This window comes from Labrenzia sp. THAF35, from assembly GCF_009363595.1.
GTDB lineage: Bacteria > Pseudomonadota > Alphaproteobacteria > Rhizobiales > Stappiaceae > Roseibium > Roseibium algicola.
Genome location: NZ_CP045380.1, coordinates 402,479 through 420,590 on the forward strand (window position 1 = coordinate 402,479; position 18,112 = coordinate 420,590).

Here is an 18,112-nt window from a genome sequence, read left to right on the forward strand (position 1 = left end):
TGCGATTACCGGGAGAAGCACCTGTCCACGCACGCTCAGGTGCCGGGCGTAAACAGTTTGCCGCCGACAACCGGCTTGCTGACACCAGTCGTGCCTGGAAAGGTGGTAGGCAGACCGGCCTTCAAACGCGCGCCCAGGAAAGCCATTGCCTGGGCTTCCAGGGCATCGCCGTCGATCCGGTAGTCGTCCGCCGACACGACATCTCCCGCAAGAAGCTTCGCCAAGGCTTTCATCAGAACCGGATTGTGCCGACCGCCGCCGCAGACCAGCCAAAGCCGAGGAACGCGCGGCAAAAGCTTTTCCGCGCTGGCAATGGCGGCTGCCGTGAAAGCGAGCAAGGTGGCAGCGCCATCCTCCAGGCCAAGACCTTCAGCAAATTCGCCGGAGAAACTGTAGCGGTCGAGGGACTTCGGACCCGGCTCGGTCAGGAACGGATGGGTGAGCGCTGCCTGAAGACGACCTTCATCGACCGTGCCCTTTGCCGCTATCGCCCCGCCCGCGTCATAGTCGCCGGCACCGTGCTTGCGGACCCAGTCGTCCAGGAAGGCATTGCCCGGTCCGATATCGAACGCCAGCAGCTTGTCGCCTTCAATATAGGTAAGATTGGAAACCCCACCGATATTGAGGAAACACAAGGGCTCCTTGTCTTCGCCAACCAGTGTCTTGGCGAGCGCCTGATGATAGACAGGCACCAAAGGGGCTCCCTGCCCGCCTGCCACCATATCTGCCAGGCGAACGTCGCCGATCACCGGAACATTGAGATCCGTTGCAAGAGACTGCGGATCACCCAGCTGAACCGTTTCGCCCTTGGCCGGATCGTGCCAGACCGTTTGGCCGTGAAAAACCACGGCATCCGGCGCAAGACCGTGCGTTGCCAGAAACCCCAGGATCGCCTCGGCATGGTCGCGCGTTACCGCAGCGGCGATTTCCGGCCAGTCGTCGCGTCCGGTTCCCTTGCGCGCAGCAGCTTCCAGCACCCGGCGCTTTGTCTCTGGCCGGTAGCTCGCCGTTTCCGCAGGGCCGAACCGGGCAACCGTCCGGCCGTCGGTTTCGATCCACGCCAGATCGATACCGTCGGCCGAGGTGCCCGAGATTGTTCCAAGGATGGAGTAGAGATCGCTCACAGGCTTTCCTGAACTGCCTTGAGACCGGCTTCTGCGATGTCGAACAACTCGTTCACCTGGGCTTCGGTAATGATCAGCGGCGGACAGAAGGCCATTGCGTCCAGCATGTTGCGCGAAATCAGGCCCTTTTCATGGAACATTGCATTGGTTTTCGCGCCGAGCGCACCGGGCGTTGCCGCAAGCGCCTCATGCGACAGTTCCGCGGCACCGATCAGCCCGATGCCGCGCGTCTCGATTACCAACGGATTTTCCGCAAGGCCGGCAAGTCGTTTCTGGAAGGTCGGTGCGATGGCTCTGACATGGCCAACCAGATCGCGCTCCTCGATGATCTTCAGGTTTTCAAGCGCAACAGCTGCTGCAACCGGGTGCCCGCTGCCGGTGTAACCATGACCAAGCACGCCGATCTTGTGGCTTTCGTCCGCGATCGGCTGATAGACCGTGTCGTTGATCAGCAGCGCGGAAATCGGCTGGTAGGACGACGACAAAGCCTTGGAGAGCGTCATCATGTCCGGCTGCAGATTGTAGGTTTCCGTGCCGAACATGTTGCCGGTCCGGCCAAATCCGCAGATCACCTCATCGGCGACGAAGAGAATGTCATATTTCTTCAGAACCGGCTGAACTGCTTCCCAGTATCCGTCCGGCGGCACGACCACGCCGCCGGCGCCCATCACCGGCTCGGCAAAGAAGGCCGCGATCGTTTCCGGGCCTTCGGCCAGGATCAGCTCTTCCAGGTCCTGCGCACAGCGCTTGGCGAAATCCGCCTCGCTTTCACCGTCCTTTTTCATGGTCCGGTAGTGCGGGCAGGTGGTGTGCAGGATCTGCGGCAGCGGCAGGTCGAACGAGCGGTGGTTGTTGGGCAGGCCCGTGAGACTGGCCGAGGCGATGGTGACACCGTGGTAGCCGCGCACGCGCGAAATGATCTTCTTGCGCTCCGGCTGGCCAAGCGCATTCGACCGGTACCAGATCAGCTTGATTGCCGTGTCGTTGGCCTCAGACCCGGAGTTGGTGAAATAGGCCTTCGACATCGGCACGGGTGCCATCTCGACCAGCTTTTCCGCCAGCTCGATCGACGGTCCATGGCTCTTGTAGGTGAATGTGTGGTAGTAGGGCAGCTTCTCCATTTGCCGGGCGGCCGCATCGACCAGGCGCTTTTCACCGAAGCCGACAGCAACGCTCCAGAGACCGGCCATGCCTTCGATGTAACGCTTGCCGTTGATATCCTCCACATAGATGCCCTCGCCCTTCTCGATCACCAATGCGCCTGTCTCTTCCTGACGGCGGGCGTCGGCGTAGGAATGGAGCTGGAATGCCGTGTCGCGGGCTTCAAGGGAATTCGGCAGCTGTGCCATGAAGGGTCTCGTCTCAAATGCGGTTGGAAAGATCCGGCCGCAGGCGACTCAAAGGTTCCTGCGCGCTGGAGCACACGGTAGGCCATAGCCTGACAAAATTGAAGAGATTGCTTGGGACGATTTTTCCTGCAAACGAACCTCGAAAGGCCGGAGCCACGTGCGAGGTATCGCAAGTCACGATCTTTGTCTGAAGACCGTTTGCCTGTGAGGGCCGTCACATGTCTCCGGGGCTCAGTCGGGCTACTTACATCTTGTCCGCAGAAACGGACACACCACTGGCAGGAGCAACCCTCAAGCAGATGGCCGGTGGAGCAAACGGGCGGAGGCAGAAAGCTTCCGCCCGTCCGCTTTTCGGCCAACCCGGGATCGCCTACCGCACATTCAATTTGTCGCAGAAAGCGCGCGCCGCTCCGGCATGGCTTCGTCCGCTGTCCAGAGCGCAACTTCGAGCTCCTGCACGCGCCCCCTGATTGCGACGGCTTCCCTGCGTGGCGGCATTCCCAACATCTCACCACCTGCCTCGGCGGCTTTCGTCAGGGCGGTGGAAAGGACGATCGAAGCGCCACGTGACTTGCCGACTTCCATCAGCCTGCTGGCCACATTCACGCAGTCGCCGGTTGCCGCGATCTGCTGCTGGTTCTCATGCCCCAGACGCGACAGCACCACCGGTCCGAAATGGCCGCCAAGGCGTACGTCGCGAATTTCGGCGTCGAGCCCGGAGGCAAGGATCCAGCCACGCACGGCAACGACGAGATCAAAGGCACAGCGACAGGCGTCAGCAGCATCCTTTGGTCCGGCGTCCGGAATGCCGAATCCGATCATCGCCCCGTCTCCCATGAAATCCAGTACCAGCCCCTTGTTGCGCGCGGCCTCATTGACGACCAGCGTATGAAAGGCCTTCAGAACATCCCGGGTTCGCGCAGGACCCAGTTTTTCCGAAAGGGCGGTGTATCCGGCCAGATCAATGAACAGGATCGCAACCGGCTGCTCCCGCGGGACCAGCAGAAAGCCGGGATCATCGGCAATACGCCGGGCAAGATCCGGCGCCTGAAACCGGCTGAGAGCCTCACGGGCCGCCACCAGCCGGCGTACCCGGAACCACTCGAAACCTTCCCTCAGCACAGCAAGCGAGACAACAGGCGGCACGCTTGCCGCAATCGGCAATGCCGCGTTGAGCCAGATGCCCTGGTTGAAGCAGATGACGACGACGGTCAGCCAGCCCAGCAAAAGCAGCAGATAAACGATGGTTGCGCTGGCCAGCGGCAGAAACACCACAACGGCCATGCCCAGTAGCGTAATGGAAACGGCAGCGAGTGCATCGAAACTGCGGACCCGGCTGTCGCGTAGCAGAACCGATCCGTCCAGCAGGTTGGCAATCCCCGTCGACAGGACTTCCACCCCAGGCAGGATAGGGTCGAACGGAGACGAAAACCGGTCGCCGACAGCCGAAGCGGTGACACCAAGAAGCACCAGACGACCGCCAAGAGCTGCCTTGGCGGCTGCGGCGTCCTGAAGAAGCGATTGCGCGCTGACGGTTCTGATGGTGCCGCCCTTGCCATAATAGTTCAGCGGTTGCTGCCACTGCAGATCCAACGACTGCACTCGCCCGGAAATCCGGATACCTTCTGCGGTCACCGATGGAGGTGCACCCAGGAACCCGGCAACAGCCAGCATGCCAAACGAGGGAGCCAGTCCCTGGTCGGTCTTGAAAATGAGAGGGATATGGCGCGGTGTGCCGCCGGCATCGGTCGAGACATTGACGAGGCCGACGCTGGCTGCTTCCGCGAAGGCTTCAAACGGGCGCAACTCGGTTTCGGGAGCCGGCACCAGTACCGCCGCAGCCCTTTCAAGCGGGAACTGGCCACCGGCCGCAATCACCGTAGGCAGAGAAGCAAGCGCCGTCGCAAGGCCGGTGTCTGCTGCCTCGTTCGATTTTCCCATCAGCAGAATATCGATGGCCAGGGCCTTGGCGCCTGCGTCCCGGATCCGGTCAACCAGCTCGGTCAGAAACACCCTGTCGACCGGATAGTGACCGGCTGCGGCCACCGTCTGATCGTCAATGGCCACGATCACCACATCCTGCGGCGCTTCGCGCGGTCCCTTGATATGGATACGAAGATCGAGAAGCACCGTTTCCAGCCGGTCAAGCACGCTTGCCCGTCCGGCAACATGGCCCAACGCCAGGGTGCCTGCCCAGACGGCCCCGAAGATCATCGCCAGGACCACGAGACAGACGTAGAGTTTCAGTTTCATTGACCGAAACGGGACATAAGCCCTGCGGCCCTTTCCGCTGACCATGTGGCCGGTGCGAAGGGAAGACCCGGGGCGACGTCCGCTCCTTCACCGGCTGCGAGGAGCACCGTATCGCTACCGTCCGGCCGGGACACCGACACGTGACCGCGCAAAACGAAGACAGACGTGCGCTCCGGTCCGACATCGACCGCATAGATCGTGCCGCGAACGGCGGCAATGGCGTGAGGGGTTCGCACCTGGAACGGGCCACTGCCCGGCTCGACCTCGATCAGCATCGCATCGGTTTCGAGATCGACGTCTTCCGGGCGCGTGGCGCCTGCGGCGGTGTCGATGTTGAAAGCACTGGCTGCTTCTGCTTCGATCACGAGACCGTTCGCGCACTGAAACACAGTCCTGGGTGGATCCTGGACCTGTGTGCGTTCGCAGCCGTTCACATTTTGCGCCATGGCCGTGGAGGAAGCTGCGAGCATCAACCCGATCAGGGTTCCGGCCAATTTCAATCGTCTTGTTGACATTGCAATCCCGATAGGCTTGTCAATTTTAGGTAAGGCATCGCCGTGAGATACCACCATGGTATGACACAACAACCGTTGTAACCACCGTTGTACTGGTGCTCGCATCACACGAGAAAGAGAGAATATGGCTACCGAAGAGAGTTTGAATAAGGAAAAGCTCCTGGGACAGAGCTTTATTTTCGAAGCGCTGGATGACGAGAGCCGCAAGGATCTGGCCGCTTTCGCACATGTCAAACGCTACACCGCAGGCGATATCATTTTCGACATGGGAACGCCGGGGCAAAGCATGATGGCAATCGCGGAAGGCTCGGTGCGCGTCAGTATGCCGACGCCCAGCGCCCGCGATGTCACCTTGTCGGAACTGCATCCCGGCGACATCTTCGGCGAAATTGCCCTGCTCGATGGCGGCGAGAGGTCAGCAAACGTGCGCGCCTTGACCAACTGCAAGCTGGTCGTGGTCGAACGGAGGTCTCTGCTTGAAGTGCTCAATCGCGATCCGGCTCTTTCCATCCGGCTGATCGAACTGCTTTGCCAGCGCGTTCGCCGGTCGGACGAACGGATGATGGAAATCGGTTTTCTCGGTCTGCCGGAACGTCTCGCCCGCCTGCTGCTCCGCATCACCGTGACCGCTCCCGGCACTGAAGAGAAGCCACTGACCAAACTGTCGCTCTCCCAGTCGGAAATCGCAGAGATGATCGGCAATACGCGAGAGACAGTGAACCGGTGCCTGCGCAAGTTCCAGAAAGCAGACCTGATCGACCTCAAGGAAGGCTGGCTGATCATCCGGAACCGGGAAGGCCTGGAGGACGTCGCGGACTTCGTGTGAGGAACACGAGAGCCGTTTTGGCCAGAACTCGGGACGCGCTGGCTGTCATCAGACAGCCGATGTCGGGGCAGTGTCGCGCGTCACAGGCCCCGGCGAATGATCTCTCCTAGGTAAGAGGGACAGGCGAACACCATTTCGCCTTCACCAAGCCAAAGGAAGATCCAGATGTTCAGGAAAACCATCTTCACCGCCGTTGCCGCCGCAGCCCTGGCAACCACGACCTTCGCCCCTGCCGCCTTTGCCGGGGGCTATGGAAAAAGCAACCACAAGGGCTATCAGCACCAATGGGCTTTTGGCGCTCGTGATGCGGTTGTGACACGGCATATCGACTGGTGCTTTGGCCGCTACAACTCCTATCGTGTTTCCGACAACACGTTCCAGTCCGGGCAAGGCTCGCGCCTGCAGTGCTCCTCTCCGTTCATTAGCCGCTGACCATTCGCCTGACGGGAGACATTTGCCGGCAAAGCGGGCAGAGCACGGAGATCATATCCCGGTTCTGCCCCGCCGGAATGCGCTTCCGACAAGAGCCAAAATCAGATGCCGTTCTCTTCAAGAAAGCGATGGATGGCACCAAGGCACACCTGCCAGGCAGGTTCCTGATCGACCAGAATGTGATTTCGGCTTTCCAGCGCCACGAATTGCGCGCCCGGGATGCCTGCCGCAACAGCCTGGCCGAGTTCCAGCGGAATGCGCTGATCGTATCTGGAGTGCAAAACGATTGTCGGCGCCTTTACCTGACCAAGACGGTGGCGGACATCGATACGGCCGAAGGCTTCCTGAAACCGCGCCGCGTTTTTCGGCGAGGTTGTCTGACGCTGAAAATCATCGAACCAGTCCAGGGTTTCCGCGCTGGCATCCGGCATGAAGGTTTGCGTGAAAATATGCCGGTAGGCCGGATTATCCGTTCCCCAGCCAAGTTCCGTCAGCGTGATCACCGCTTCGCGCCGGGCCTGTTCTTCCGGTGAGGCGAGATATCGCCAGCCGGCAGCGTACCCACTGATCAGGATCAGTCCGGAAACGCGCTCGGGATGACGCACGGCGTATTCAACCGACACGGCACAGCCCTGAGAAATACCCACCAGCGGAAACCGCTCCAGCCCCAGGGTATCGGCAACGACCTCAAGATCCTCGACAAAGGCGTCGAACCCGAGATCGTCCACGTCCCAATCTGACAGACCGCAGCCTCTCTCGTCGTAGCGGATCAACGTGCGGCCGCGGGAGAGCTCTGCAAAGCTTCTGCCCCAGATCGGGCTCGACCAGTCGAACTCCAGGTGGTTCAGCCAATTGGCCGCCTTCAGAATAGGTGGGCCGGACCCGATGCTGGCATAGGCGATCCTGGTGCCGTCTGCCACGTCGCAAAATCCGATATTCTGCGCCCTGAGCGCATGGGCACGGGCCTTGCGAACCCTGTCTGCCGGGTCGGCCGAACTCGTCTCGGCAAGCACGACGTGGTCAGACAAAAGACCTGGGGATGATGTGCCCCGCTGAAGGCCTGCCGGTGACGGATCACTTCGCATCCGCTGGTGCGTCTCTGCGCCTTCCGGGTCGGCTTCCAGCCACAGTCGCTGCCACTTCCGACTGGCAGCCGGGCCAATATCCCTGTGAGTCGCCAGACGCCTGTAAACTTCCACCTGTGCCAGATGGACGTCTTCACGTTCAGCCGTCAGCCAGGCATCGAAAGCCTCGTCCCCGGCACCGTCCAGGCCGTCCAGCAACATGTTCCCGAGCCGCGTGGCCATGTCCTCAAGCTCGATGACACCAAGCATCCCTGCCTGGTTCCGAAGCCTTGCGTGAATATCGAGAATGTCGATACCGATGCCTTCAGCATCGAACTGGACGCGTTCGCGGTCGGCGATGATGCGCAACCGGTCCGGCGTATCGACCGCCCGCCGCAGCTTGCTGAGTGCCCAGCGCAGCGCCGCTTTCGGATCGTCCGGAAGGTCCCAGAACAGCTCACACAACCGCTCACGCCGATGCGGCCGCCCCGTCGCAACCAGAAACGCCAGAAGCGCCCGTGCCTTCTTGGAGGCCGGCAGAACAATTTCCTGCCCCATGGCCCTGACGCGCAGTTCCCCAAGGAGCGAAATTTCCAGCGCCTGGGACATGTATGTCTCTGAACTCACTTTGGAAAAACACTTCGCGTCTTTGTAGCACCTAAAAGAAGGCTGGTAAAACGAACCTGTCAGAATTACCGCCTGCGCCTTCGCCCATTGCCAGACGCCATGACCATTAACCGGAATTCTGTTATTACCCCACGGGGTGCACCCAGCCGAGATGCCCGACCATCGGCCAAAACGATCCTGAAATCGGATCAAAACGAATTATTATTGCTAAGTTTCATCGCCGCAAAAATTCTTTTCAAAGAAACAGGAAATGCGCCTTGTTTTGGACACGGTTTCAACTTAGGTAACGGGCATCGATATTGTTTGTCGAACTTTGTGACTGCGCGGTTTTCCGTGTTCTGAACGATCTTCCCATCAACGTCGACCTAACCGCGCCGCCCCGCATACCGTGAGGCGCGCAAACTACCATGACCGATTGAAAGGAAATCGTTATGCCAGTAGGTACCGTAAAATTCTTCAACACCACCAAAGGCTTTGGCTTCATTCAGCCGGAAGATGGCGCTGCCGACGTGTTCGTGCACATCTCCGCTGTAGAGCGCGCAGGCATGCGCAGCCTGGTCGAAGGCCAGAAGGTCAGCTTTGAAGTTGTGCAGGACCGCCGTTCCGGCAAGTCCGCTGCTGACAACCTTCAGGAAGTCTAATTCTGCATCCAACTCTGTTCGGTGACCACGGATGTACTGGCACCGGGCAGCAGGATGAATGGAAAAGGCCGGGGTAACTCCCGGCCTTTTTTGCAATTACCACCAGTGAACGGTTGGAGACGTGCAGATGACTTCGTCCAAGGATAATGAAAGCCCGCTTCGCACACGACGGGAAACTGCGGAAAGCAAGGCGGAAACAACCCGTCGGGTCGCGCGTGAAATCAATGAGGCCGAGACATCTGCCCGCGATGCCAAGACGGCCCGGCTGAAAGCTGCAAGACTGGCGAACCAGGACAAGCAGGCAGCCGCCGCCACGAATACCGCCAAAGGCAAGTCAGCCCCGGCAAAACCCCGCAAACGCATTTTGCCCAAGGCCTGACGCCAGGTTTCATTTCTCTTTTTCCCAGGGCTTCTTGCGGGCACTGTCGGCAAGGCGAGTGAAACGGGCATTCAATATGGACCGCCCCTAATTGCCGTTCGGCGATCGCTTCTGCTTCTCCGGCCAAAGCTTCGGAACCATGGCACACCGTCAGGCAGTCGCCAGTTCCATGACCTGCGCCGGCTCCCTGCAACCAGGAAAGAGCTCGTATTCTACGCGTTCCACAACTGCAAATCCCAAAGATCCGTAAAAGGCGACTGCACCCGCGCTGGCGCATAGCACCGTGACCTGAAGCCGCCTTGCGCTCGAACCTTGACGCTGAACATGCTGGATCAATCTGCGTCCGGTCCCCGATCTCTGGAACGCCTGGCTGATGTAACAGCCCCAGACATAGACAGTTTCCCCGCGAGCTGCGTAGACGCAGCTTCCGACGATCCGATCGTCATGAAACGCGAGGATCACCCGCTCATCCGTCGCAGGCAGAATGCCACCCAGATCGTCTCCCGCAAGGGATTCGACCATCGCAGTGGCAGTGTCGCTACCCAATTGCTCCTGGTAGGTTTCGCGCCAGCACGTTACAAGAAAAGCCCTGAGACGGGATCTGGGCAGGCCGTCTGATAGATCGCCATCAGACGCAAATTCGACCAGTTCCACCACGTTTCCTGTTCCTGGTTCATCAGGCAATCACAGATGAGGAACACCTCTTCTCACTGACGGGCGGAACAGGTTCTCCAGCAACCTAACGGTGGCTTGAACCGAATGTTTTTTCAAGCAGCGTCGAGTTGGAACCAGAAGCAGCTTCGCCAACCGCTTCAAGTTGATCCTGCGTGGTCATGCGCTCGTACGCTTCCCCATCGGACTGTATGCGATACTGCGGCATGCCATCGCGAGCAGGCAACCTGCCTGTCACGCGGTACGTCAGACCTGACGTGCTCTTGCCGCCGAATACATTTTTCAGACGTACGGCCTGACCTATCCTGAAACTGTGGTCCGAAGAGCCGCCCGAGGCTCTGCCCTGGCTGGTATTTGTGACCGTTTTCCTGGTCATGATAACTGGGTATCCTTTGATTTGAAGAATTCGCCGGCTGAGATCCGCCAAGTGACGCTATGCTATCGACAGATACGTGTATCGGCCTGTTCAACCGGCATACGGTGGCCGCTTCCGTGAACTGCTCTTGATCCAACGAGGCAAAATGCATGACGGAAAGCGGTAAACCTCTGCGCCGCCGAACGTGTCATGACCGGTTTCGCGGGCACACTTATCCAGGGAGGGCGCAGGCTTAAGCAGCACCCTGACAAGGAAAAAATACTCTTATGTACTTTGAATTTTCATGACAAAACAGGCGGTAAGATTAATTTTTATTTTGTTTCGCGCTTATTTTTCTAATTTTCAGCATACACATTTTACAATAATAATCAAACATCAAAATATTTTGAGATTTTATTTCTTCCAATTCTTTTGGAATGACCCGAAACGCCCCCTTCTTATAGGGAAGATCCAAGCCGGGCGACCGTAATCACCTGCCCAAGAGAACATGCGGCATGTGTCTTCGGAAACAAGATCCGATTTCCCGGATCAGGCACGTTGGGATTCGGCAAATCACCCGCTGACAACCTGGCCTTCAAACGAGATTGGCGCCCCCGATAACCTGTCCGGTCCATCGCATGGAAAGCAGGAATCCAAAGCAAGAATGTAGCTATTGCGGAAACGGCAAATGCTGAAGTTGCTTCTTAGAAACTGTCCGGACAGGCCGACAACGCTTCAGCGCAATGCACACAGGTGCAAACGGATCAAATACTGATGGTGCAGGAAAAGTGGCGCACCGGGGAGGATTCGAACCCCCGACCCCCAGATTCGTAGTCTGGTGCTCTATCCAGCTGAGCTACCGGTGCGTATTTGCGAAGATCTTGTCATCTCGGTTGAACCTGCCGATGACCGGTCTTGGCGATGCGGGGCGTGTCGTGTGCCCCGGACAGGGCGCTTACCTACTGCGGTCCGATGGGGATTGCAAGAACCTTTTTGAACTTTTTTTCAAAGAACTGTCACACAGTTCGGAAAGCCGCAGAACTCCTCGAGACTTAGCGGTGAATAAGATCGCCCTTCCCGCTCATGGCTTGCGGTCGGGAACCTCGAAACAGAAACACGTGCCGGTCCGGTTGTCTTCCAGCCGCACCGATCCGCCATGCGCCTTGAGCAATTCGGCGACAATCGCCAGCCCGAGACCGACGCCGCCGTTTTTTGAGCCGCTGTGGAAAGCCCTGAACAGTGCCTTGCGGATATTCTCCGGAATGCCCGGCCCCGTGTCGGAAACCCGGACGCGGACGCAAGTGCCCTCACGCTCGGCCTCGATGGTGATCCGGCGGACCAGCGTTTCGTCCTTTTCCGCCTCCAGTGCCTGAAAGGCATTGCGGACGAGATTGAGCATCACACGGAAGATCTGTTCCGGATCGGCGTCGATCTCGATTTCCACCGGGACCTTATTGTCGAAACGCACCGTGGCATGATCCACGAGACCCAGCACGTCCGCCACGTCGTCACCGACACGCTTCAGCGCCAACAGACGGCGTTGTGGTGCCCGTTCCTGGGCCTTGCCGTAGGACATCACCGCCTGCGTGTAACCAACCGCCCTGTCGAGCGTTGCCAGGATCTTGGGGGCAAGGCGCTTGACCGTCGGGTCCGGCACATGCTCCAGGCGCTCCAGAAACAGCTGTGCAGAGGCCAGCAGGTTGCGGAGGTCGTGATTGATCTTGGAAACGGCCAGACCGAGGTCAGCAAGCCTCTGCTTTTGATGAAGCGCCCTTGATAGAGCCTCCTCCATGCCTGCCAGACGGATTTCGGCGTCGCCGAGCTCGTCGCGGCGGCCGGAAATCGACATGATACGCGAGGTATCTTCCGGGCTTTCGGCAAACCGCTCCATGGAGCGGGTCAGGCGGCGCAGCGGCCGGATGAACAATGCCCTGAGGGTGATGTAGACAAGGCTGGCGGTGATGATCGAGATCACCAGCGACAGTGCAAGAATGCGACCGGAGAAGGCCAGCATGTCCTGTTGCAGAAGGCGTACGGGCAGGACGACATCGACATGCTCGGTATGGCCCATCTGGCCGACACCGATGATGCGCATGGCGCCGTCGCCGCGATAGGTGAGGATCTCGAAACTGTGCAGGATGGCCGACCAGGGGGTGACTTCGGCCATGTCGACAACGAAATCCATCTCGCCAGGCACATTGCTCATGGCGATCAGGCTGCGCCGCGAGCCTTCGTCGAGGGAAATCGCGAGCGCACCAGTCGTGCGCAGCAATTCTTCCTGAAGACGCGGGGCGATGGTGTTGGTTTCCGCAAGCACAGAAGCCGCGACACCTGCCGTGGTCAGCCGGTCGGTAAGCCAGGTGTTTCGAAAGTTGGCGATCGAGGGCACATAGATGAGGATTTCCGCGAGCATCACGAAAAGCACCGTCATCAACAGCAGTTTGCCAGACAGGCCGCCAAATCGATAATGCCCGAAGCCATCGCCGGGAGAAGCGGGCGTGGCGGCGGGTTCTTGCGGGACAGCCGATCCTTGCGGCGCGCCCTCATGTTTCATGTCACGTCTTTCCAAATCCCAAGGCCCCGGCCCCGCATCAGCGATGGTACCACAGCTTCTCTAAAACAGACGGCACCAGCGGTCACCCGAACAGACGCAGGAAACCGATCACTTTGCGCAGCCAAGCATTTTTGGGCGCTTCCGCATAGTAAGAAATTGCCGCACGACGCACGAGTTCACCCAGTGTCGGATAGGGCGCGATGAACCCGGCAAGGTCCTTCATGGTCATCTTCTTCGACAGGGCGAGCGACAGAAGATTGATGACCTCCCCGGCCTGGGCACCCGCGATATCCGCGCCAAGCAGCCTGCCGCGCGGCCCGGCAATCAGCTTCAGGCGGCCCTTCGTGAGGCCTTCTGCCTGCGCCCTGTCATTGCCGGAATAGTCCGCCGTCAGCACCTTGACCTTGTGGCCATAGCGCGAGCGGGCCTCGGCTTCGCTCAGGCCGACATGACCAAGTTCCGGCGATGTGTAGGTAACCCAGGGCACAATGTCGCTGGTCATGGAGACCGGCAGCCGGAACAGGATGGAGCGAATCGCAAGACCTGCCTGATAGCCGGCGACATGCGTAAACTGCAGACCGCCGGCAACGTCGCCAATGGCATAGACGCGCCGGTTGCTCGTTCGCAAACCCTTGTCGACCGCAATGCCTTTGCGGTCATGATCGATGCCGGCTTCTTTCAGGTCGAGCCCGTCGACGTTGGGCGCACGGCCGGTCGCCACCAGTAGATGAGAGGCCTCCACCGTGACCGGCTTTCCGTTCGCCCCCTTCGCACTGATCACAAGCCCCGCACCGGATCGCCCGACCTTTTCGACCGCCGTCTGTTCCAGAATGTCTATGCCTTCGGCACGCAGGGTATCCAGCACCAAAGCCGCCAGTTCCGGATCGTCCTTGCCAAGAGCCTTCTGGGCTTCGAACACGGTGACTTTCGAACCGAGACGCCGGTGGGCCTGCGCCATTTCAAGACCGATTGGTCCGCCGCCGATAATCGCCAGATGCTCCGGTCGATCGCGTAGCTGGAACAGGGTTTCGTTGGTCAGATAGGGAACGTCCTCGAGGCCCGGAATAGGCGGAACGAAAGCGGAGGACCCCGTTGCGATGACAAAACGCCGGGCCTTGATACGGACTGCACCGGCCAACACCTCATCGGGTCCGGTGAACTTTGCCGTCTCGCGCAGGACGGTGACGCCGAGGCCTTCGAAGCGTTCCTGGGAATCATGTGGCTCGATGGCGGCGATGACCTTGCGGACATGATCGTTCGCTTCGGCAAAATCGACTTTCGGCTTGTCGCCATGCACTCCGAACCGGCTCGCAGCTTCCTGCGTATGCGCGGCCTTGGCGGCAGCCAGAAGCGCCTTGGAGGGCACACAGCCGTAGTTGAGGCAATCGCCGCCCATAAGCCCCTTTTCGATCAGCACCACCTCGACGCCAAAGGCCGCCGCGGCCGCGGCAACGGACAGGCCGGCGGAGCCGGCGCCAATCACGCAAATGTCCGGGGTCAGCAAATTGGCCATGACGGGCTCCGATTCGGCAGGAAACTGGCGGAAAGTTTAACGATTGCGGACTTTTTTCAAGATCACCGGAATGAGGCTGGCGATTCCGAGCGCAAAAAACGCTGCCAGCAGCTGTGGTGTTACCAGGGCAGCAACGTCGATCTGGCAGGTTCCGGACGCCGCGCAGCCGGGGTTGGCGGCTTCCTGTGCCGCGATGACACTGTCGAGGCCGGAACCGATGAAGGTGAAGGCAAAGGTGCCCGGAATGATGCCGACAAACGTTGCAAGCGTGTAGGAGGGCAACGGCATCTTGAAGATTGCCGGGGCGATGTTGACCAGCCAGAAAGGGAATACCGGCGTCAGCCGCAGAAACAGGAGGTAGTGAAACGCATCCTTGCGAAACCCTTCGGCCAGACGGGCAAGGAAGGGGCCGGCCCGATTGGTGAGCACCTCACCGAAGGAGGATCTTGCGACAAGAAAGACGGCGCAGGCGCCGATCGTCGCGCCCAGAACCGTTGCGACACCGCCAATTACCCAGCCAAACAGAAAACCGCCCGCGATGGTCAGCAAGGATGCCCCGGGAAACGACAGAGCGACCGCCACGGTATAGATGGCCACATAGGCGAGAATGGCGAGCACCAGGTTCTGCTCGACATAACCGGCAAGGTCCTGCCGCTGCATGATGAGGTTCGACAAGGTCAGCTGCTTGTGCAGGCCAAGCGCGAATCCGAGCACCATCAGTCCTGCGAGAACCGCCAGTGGAAGCCACTTTCTGAGCCTTTCGGCTGCCGTGCGTTCCTGCGTCTTTCCGCCGGTCTGCCCCGTGTCCTTCGGCGGCGTCATCCTGTTGGCCTCGTCACCCAGCATCCACTCTTCCATCAGCTCGCTTCTTGTCGCAGGGGCGCCCTGCTTTTTTGTTCTGATAGGCAGATGTACCTTAAACCTCGTAAAAAGAACTGTGCTTCACTGATAAGTGACGCTTGCCCGTTTCAGGTTCACCTGTGCGTGATCGAAAGGAAAACGCAGAATCTTAGGCGTGCAAAGTTGACTTGAGGCGGCATGGCCCTTATAAGCGCGCTCGACCGGGACATGCATTCGGACCCAAGGCTGGAAAAGCCGCGCTCTTCATGGCGCTTCGGGTGCTTCCTCCAAAGAATTTAAAAAATGAACAAGGGCCGCGCTCTTAGCCGCGCGGGGAAGAACAATGAAGCGTACGTATCAACCGAGCCGTCTTGTCCGCAAGCGTCGCCACGGCTTCCGCGCACGTATGGCCACCAAGAATGGCCGTCAGGTGCTTGCTCGTCGCCGCGCGAAGGGTCGCAAGAGCCTCAGCGCCTAATCGGCGACCAGCCCGCAGTGCGCCGGGTTGGCGGCGACTGCCAACACCAATCCGCCGCTATGGACACTTTGAAAAAGCGCTCCGAATTCCTGGCGGTCGCCAAAGGCGGCCGGCTGGGCCGGCGCGCTTTTGTCGTTCAGGGCTTGAACCGCGACAGCGACGACGCGTCGCGGGTTGGCTACACGGTTACCAAGAAAACCGGCAATTCGGTTATGCGCAGCCGCATAAAGCGGAGGCTTCGAGCCGCCGTGGCCGAACTTGCGCCCGAAGATATCCCGCAAAAGGCGGATTTCGTGCTTGTCGCTCGCGACAGCGCACTCACTCTTCCCTTTGAAAAAATCGTTGCAGACCTTAAGTCTGGCCTGAGCCAGGTGCTGGATCCGCAAACGCCGCGCGGACGGGGAAAACCGCGCCGGCAGGGCTCGCAGCCCAATCGAAACAGCGCAGGAAACAGGGGTAAATCCAGTTGATTTCTGAAAACCGCAACACGATTCTCGCGATCGTTCTGTCCCTGATTGTTCTGCTCGGCTGGCAATATTTCGTTGCCGCGCCTCAGTTGGAACGCCAGCAGGCCGAACTTCAGGCCCAGCAGGAGGCCGCTCAAAAGGCCGCGACCGGCACAACAAACCCGGATGCACCGCAACCAACCGGTTCGCAGGGCGCCAACACCGCGGCACCGGCGGCCGGGCAACAGGCCGCCTTTGCCAACCGGGATACTGCGCTTGCCGCTTCCCAGCGCGTGACCATCGATACGCCCAGCCTTGAAGGGTCGCTCAATCTGAAAGGCGGCCGCCTCGACGATATCCGGCTGAAGGACTATCACGAGACCGTCGACAAGAGCAGCCCGACCATCGTGCTGTTCTCACCGTCCGGCAGCCCCAAGCCCTACTACGCTGATTACGGCTGGGTCGGCGATCCGGGTTCGAACATCGCGCTGCCCGGCCCGGATACCATCTGGTCCATCGACGGCGAGACGACACTGACCCCGTCGACACCCGTGACACTGTCCTGGGACAATGGTGCGGGCCTCACTTTCAAGCGCACCTTCTCTGTCGACGACAACTACATGTTCACCGTCAATCAGGCGGTCGAAAACACTGGCGCCGACGCGGTAACGCTCTATCCCTACGGCCTGATCGCTCGAAAGGGCATGCCGGAAACCAAGGGTATCTACATTCTCCATGAAGGTCTGCTCGGCGTCTTCGGCGCGGAAGGCCTCAAGGAAGTCGATTACGACGATCTGATGGAAGAAAGCTCCATCCGGCCGGCCAAGGTCGACCAGGGCTGGCTCGGCATCACCGACAAGTACTGGGCCGCGACGCTCATCCCGACCCCGGGTCAGGAATTCCAGCCGGGCTTCAGCCACTCCGCCACCACCGACGTCTTCCAGGCCGACTATCTCGGCAACGGTGTGACCATTGCAGGCGGTTCGACCGGCGAAAGCAGCTCGTATCTGTTTGCCGGCGCCAAGGAAACCAAGGTTCTCGACGGTTACGAGGAAGCGCTCGGCATCGAACGGTTCGAACTTCTCATCGACTGGGGCTGGTTCTACTTCCTCACCAAACCGATGTTCTTCGCGATCGACTGGTTCTTCCACCTGTTCGGCAACTTCGGTGTCGCCATCCTGGTCGTCACCGTTATCGTCAAGCTGATCTTCTTCCCGCTGGCCAACAAGTCCTACGTCTCCATGAGCAAGATGAAGCTCGTGCAGCCGCAAATGACGGAAATTCGGGAGAAATATTCCGACGACCGGCAGAAGCAGCAACAGGCGTTGATGGAGCTCTACAAGAAAGAGAAGATCAACCCCCTGGCCGGCTGTCTGCCGATCCTGGTGCAGATCCCGGTGTTCTTCGCACTCTACAAAGTGCTGTACGTCACCATCGAAATGCGCCACGCACCGTTCTTCGGCTGGATCCAGGATCTTTCGGCACCGGACCCGACCACCATCTTCAACCTGTTCGGCCTGATCCCCTGGGATCCGCCGCAGATGCTGATGCTGGGCGTCTGGCCGCTGATCATGGGGATCACCATGTTCATCCAGATGAAGATGAACCCGGCTCCGCCCGATCCGACCCAGCAGATGATCTTCACCTGGATGCCCGTGATCTTCACCTTCATGCTGGCCTCTTTCCCGGCCGGTCTGGTGATCTACTGGGCATGGAACAACACCCTGTCCGTGACGCAGCAGTATGTGATCATGCGCCGTCAGGGAGCCAAGGTGGAGCTCTGGGACAATCTGGGGGCGCTCTTCAAACGCAAGAAGCCAGCTCCCGACGACAAGAGTTAGTCCTCTGGCAGTTGCCTGAAAACAATAAGCCCCGCCAACCGGTGGGGCTTATTCATTGAGAGGCCGGTCATCGAACCTTTTGATGTTCTTATGACGCCCCCTGGCTTCCGTCGGCAGGACATTGCCGACTTTGTCCCGCTCCGCCTGTCGAGTGAATGTTCGGTATGGAAATGACCGGCAAGAGTTCGCCATTTCTCGACAAG

At 59.6% G+C, this 18,112-nt stretch carries 17 protein-coding genes and 1 tRNA gene; 7 read left to right on the forward strand and 11 right to left on the reverse strand.

The genetic code is table 11. The features are described from left to right. Nucleotides 1–35: 35 nt before the first annotated feature. The 4 genes from FIU93_RS01850 to FIU93_RS01865 all read right to left on the reverse strand — a co-directional run bounded on the left by FIU93_RS01850 (nt 36) and on the right by FIU93_RS01865 (nt 5,220). The gene (locus FIU93_RS01850) at nt 36–1,124 is read right to left on the reverse strand and encodes an anhydro-N-acetylmuramic acid kinase (protein WP_152504686.1); all 1,089 of its coding nucleotides are present in this window, start codon (nt 1,122–1,124) and stop codon (nt 36–38) included. Continuing rightward, nucleotides 1,121–2,473, reverse strand: a complete 1,353-nt coding sequence (locus tag FIU93_RS01855; protein ID WP_152504687.1) for an aspartate aminotransferase family protein — start codon at nt 2,471–2,473, stop codon at nt 1,121–1,123. Before FIU93_RS01855 ends, FIU93_RS01850 begins: the two co-directional genes overlap by 4 nt. A gap of 381 nt (nt 2,474–2,854) precedes the next feature. Further along, nucleotides 2,855–4,726 (reverse strand): adenylate/guanylate cyclase domain-containing protein, encoded by a 1,872-nt coding sequence (locus tag FIU93_RS01860; protein ID WP_152504688.1) that lies wholly within the window; start codon nt 4,724–4,726, stop codon nt 2,855–2,857. Further along, nucleotides 4,723–5,220, reverse strand: a complete 498-nt coding sequence (locus tag FIU93_RS01865; RefSeq protein WP_055657536.1) for a FecR family protein — start codon at nt 5,218–5,220, stop codon at nt 4,723–4,725. The genes FIU93_RS01860 and FIU93_RS01865 overlap by 4 nt, the downstream gene beginning before the upstream one ends. A 145-nt stretch (nt 5,221–5,365) precedes the next feature. On the opposite strand from FIU93_RS01865, the gene FIU93_RS01870 reads away from it, so the two are divergent. Then, nucleotides 5,366–6,067: a Crp/Fnr family transcriptional regulator gene (locus tag FIU93_RS01870; protein ID WP_023002243.1), complete on the forward strand. Its 702-nt coding sequence runs from the start codon at nt 5,366–5,368 to the stop codon at nt 6,065–6,067. Nucleotides 6,068–6,232: 165 nt separating this feature from the next. Next, nucleotides 6,233–6,499, forward strand: a complete 267-nt coding sequence (locus FIU93_RS31855; RefSeq protein ID WP_023002244.1) for a BA14K family protein — start codon at nt 6,233–6,235, stop codon at nt 6,497–6,499. A 101-nt stretch (nt 6,500–6,600) separates the two neighbouring features. Here FIU93_RS31855 and FIU93_RS01880 read toward each other — a convergent pair whose 3' ends face one another. Then, nucleotides 6,601–8,172 (reverse strand): alpha/beta hydrolase, encoded by a 1,572-nt coding sequence (locus FIU93_RS01880; protein ID WP_152504689.1) that lies wholly within the window; start codon nt 8,170–8,172, stop codon nt 6,601–6,603. Nucleotides 8,173–8,621: 449 nt separating this feature from the next. Between FIU93_RS01880 and FIU93_RS01885 the strand changes: the two genes are divergently transcribed. Both FIU93_RS01885 and FIU93_RS01890 read left to right on the forward strand, forming a co-directional pair. Next, on the forward strand, nt 8,622–8,831 hold the full coding sequence (locus FIU93_RS01885; RefSeq protein ID WP_023002246.1) for a cold-shock protein: 210 nt from the start codon (nt 8,622–8,624) through the stop codon (nt 8,829–8,831). 127 nt (nt 8,832–8,958) lie between these two features. Beyond that, nucleotides 8,959–9,210 (forward strand): hypothetical protein, encoded by a 252-nt coding sequence (locus tag FIU93_RS01890; RefSeq protein WP_152504690.1) that lies wholly within the window; start codon nt 8,959–8,961, stop codon nt 9,208–9,210. Nucleotides 9,211–9,360: 150 nt separating this feature from the next. On the opposite strand, the gene FIU93_RS01895 is transcribed toward FIU93_RS01890, so the two are convergent. From FIU93_RS01895 to FIU93_RS01920, 6 genes are all read right to left on the reverse strand, one after another. Continuing rightward, nucleotides 9,361–9,864 (reverse strand): GNAT family N-acetyltransferase, encoded by a 504-nt coding sequence (locus FIU93_RS01895; protein WP_152504691.1) that lies wholly within the window; start codon nt 9,862–9,864, stop codon nt 9,361–9,363. 85 nt (nt 9,865–9,949) lie between these two features. Beyond that, nucleotides 9,950–10,258 carry a hypothetical protein gene (locus FIU93_RS01900; RefSeq protein ID WP_152504692.1) on the reverse strand — a complete coding sequence of 103 codons (309 nt, stop codon included), beginning with the start codon at nt 10,256–10,258 and terminating at the stop codon, nt 9,950–9,952. Between the two features lie 768 nt (nt 10,259–11,026). Then, a tRNA-Arg gene (locus tag FIU93_RS01905) sits at nt 11,027–11,103 on the reverse strand. A 215-nt stretch (nt 11,104–11,318) separates the two neighbouring features. Then, nucleotides 11,319–12,791, reverse strand: a complete 1,473-nt coding sequence (locus FIU93_RS01910; protein ID WP_023002251.1) for a HAMP domain-containing sensor histidine kinase — start codon at nt 12,789–12,791, stop codon at nt 11,319–11,321. 82 nt (nt 12,792–12,873) lie between these two features. Further along, on the reverse strand, nt 12,874–14,304 hold the full coding sequence (locus tag FIU93_RS01915; protein ID WP_152504693.1) for an FAD-dependent oxidoreductase: 1,431 nt from the start codon (nt 14,302–14,304) through the stop codon (nt 12,874–12,876). 36 nt (nt 14,305–14,340) lie between these two features. Beyond that, nucleotides 14,341–15,162 (reverse strand): TVP38/TMEM64 family protein, encoded by an 822-nt coding sequence (locus FIU93_RS01920; protein WP_023002253.1) that lies wholly within the window; start codon nt 15,160–15,162, stop codon nt 14,341–14,343. A 325-nt stretch (nt 15,163–15,487) separates the two neighbouring features. Here FIU93_RS01920 and rpmH point away from each other — a divergent pair, with 325 nt between their 5' ends. The 3 genes from rpmH to yidC are packed head-to-tail and all read left to right on the forward strand — an operon-like array spanning nt 15,488 to nt 17,909. Beyond that, the gene (gene rpmH / locus FIU93_RS01925; protein WP_006934271.1) at nt 15,488–15,622 is read left to right on the forward strand and encodes a 50S ribosomal protein L34; all 135 of its coding nucleotides are present in this window, start codon (nt 15,488–15,490) and stop codon (nt 15,620–15,622) included. A 59-nt stretch (nt 15,623–15,681) separates the two neighbouring features. Then, the gene (rnpA, locus tag FIU93_RS01930; protein ID WP_023002254.1) at nt 15,682–16,092 is read left to right on the forward strand and encodes a ribonuclease P protein component; all 411 of its coding nucleotides are present in this window, start codon (nt 15,682–15,684) and stop codon (nt 16,090–16,092) included. Next, nucleotides 16,089–17,909, forward strand: coding sequence for a membrane protein insertase YidC (yidC, locus tag FIU93_RS01935; protein ID WP_197923138.1), 1,821 nt, complete (start codon nt 16,089–16,091; stop codon nt 17,907–17,909). The genes rnpA and yidC overlap by 4 nt, the downstream gene beginning before the upstream one ends. Nucleotides 17,910–18,112: the final 203 nt, after the last annotated feature.

Coding starts and splice junctions, on each gene's coding strand:
- FIU93_RS01855 (WP_152504687.1), bottom strand. CDS start 2,473: ATGGCACAGCTGCCGAATTCCCTTGAAGCCCGCGACACGGCATTCCAG.
- FIU93_RS01860 (WP_152504688.1), bottom strand. CDS start 4,726: ATGAAACTGAAACTCTACGTCTGTCTCGTGGTCCTGGCGATGATCTTC.
- FIU93_RS01870 (WP_023002243.1), top strand. CDS start 5,366: ATGGCTACCGAAGAGAGTTTGAATAAGGAAAAGCTCCTGGGACAGAGC.
- FIU93_RS31855 (WP_023002244.1), top strand. CDS start 6,233: ATGTTCAGGAAAACCATCTTCACCGCCGTTGCCGCCGCAGCCCTGGCA.
- FIU93_RS01880 (WP_152504689.1), bottom strand. CDS start 8,172: ATGTCCCAGGCGCTGGAAATTTCGCTCCTTGGGGAACTGCGCGTCAGG.
- FIU93_RS01885 (WP_023002246.1), top strand. CDS start 8,622: ATGCCAGTAGGTACCGTAAAATTCTTCAACACCACCAAAGGCTTTGGC.
- FIU93_RS01890 (WP_152504690.1), top strand. CDS start 8,959: ATGACTTCGTCCAAGGATAATGAAAGCCCGCTTCGCACACGACGGGAA.
- FIU93_RS01900 (WP_152504692.1), bottom strand. CDS start 10,258: ATGACCAGGAAAACGGTCACAAATACCAGCCAGGGCAGAGCCTCGGGC.
- FIU93_RS01910 (WP_023002251.1), bottom strand. CDS start 12,791: ATGAAACATGAGGGCGCGCCGCAAGGATCGGCTGTCCCGCAAGAACCC.
- FIU93_RS01915 (WP_152504693.1), bottom strand. CDS start 14,304: ATGGCCAATTTGCTGACCCCGGACATTTGCGTGATTGGCGCCGGCTCC.
- FIU93_RS01920 (WP_023002253.1), bottom strand. CDS start 15,162: ATGGAAGAGTGGATGCTGGGTGACGAGGCCAACAGGATGACGCCGCCG.
- rpmH (WP_006934271.1), top strand. CDS start 15,488: ATGAAGCGTACGTATCAACCGAGCCGTCTTGTCCGCAAGCGTCGCCAC.
- rnpA (WP_023002254.1), top strand. CDS start 15,682: ATGGACACTTTGAAAAAGCGCTCCGAATTCCTGGCGGTCGCCAAAGGC.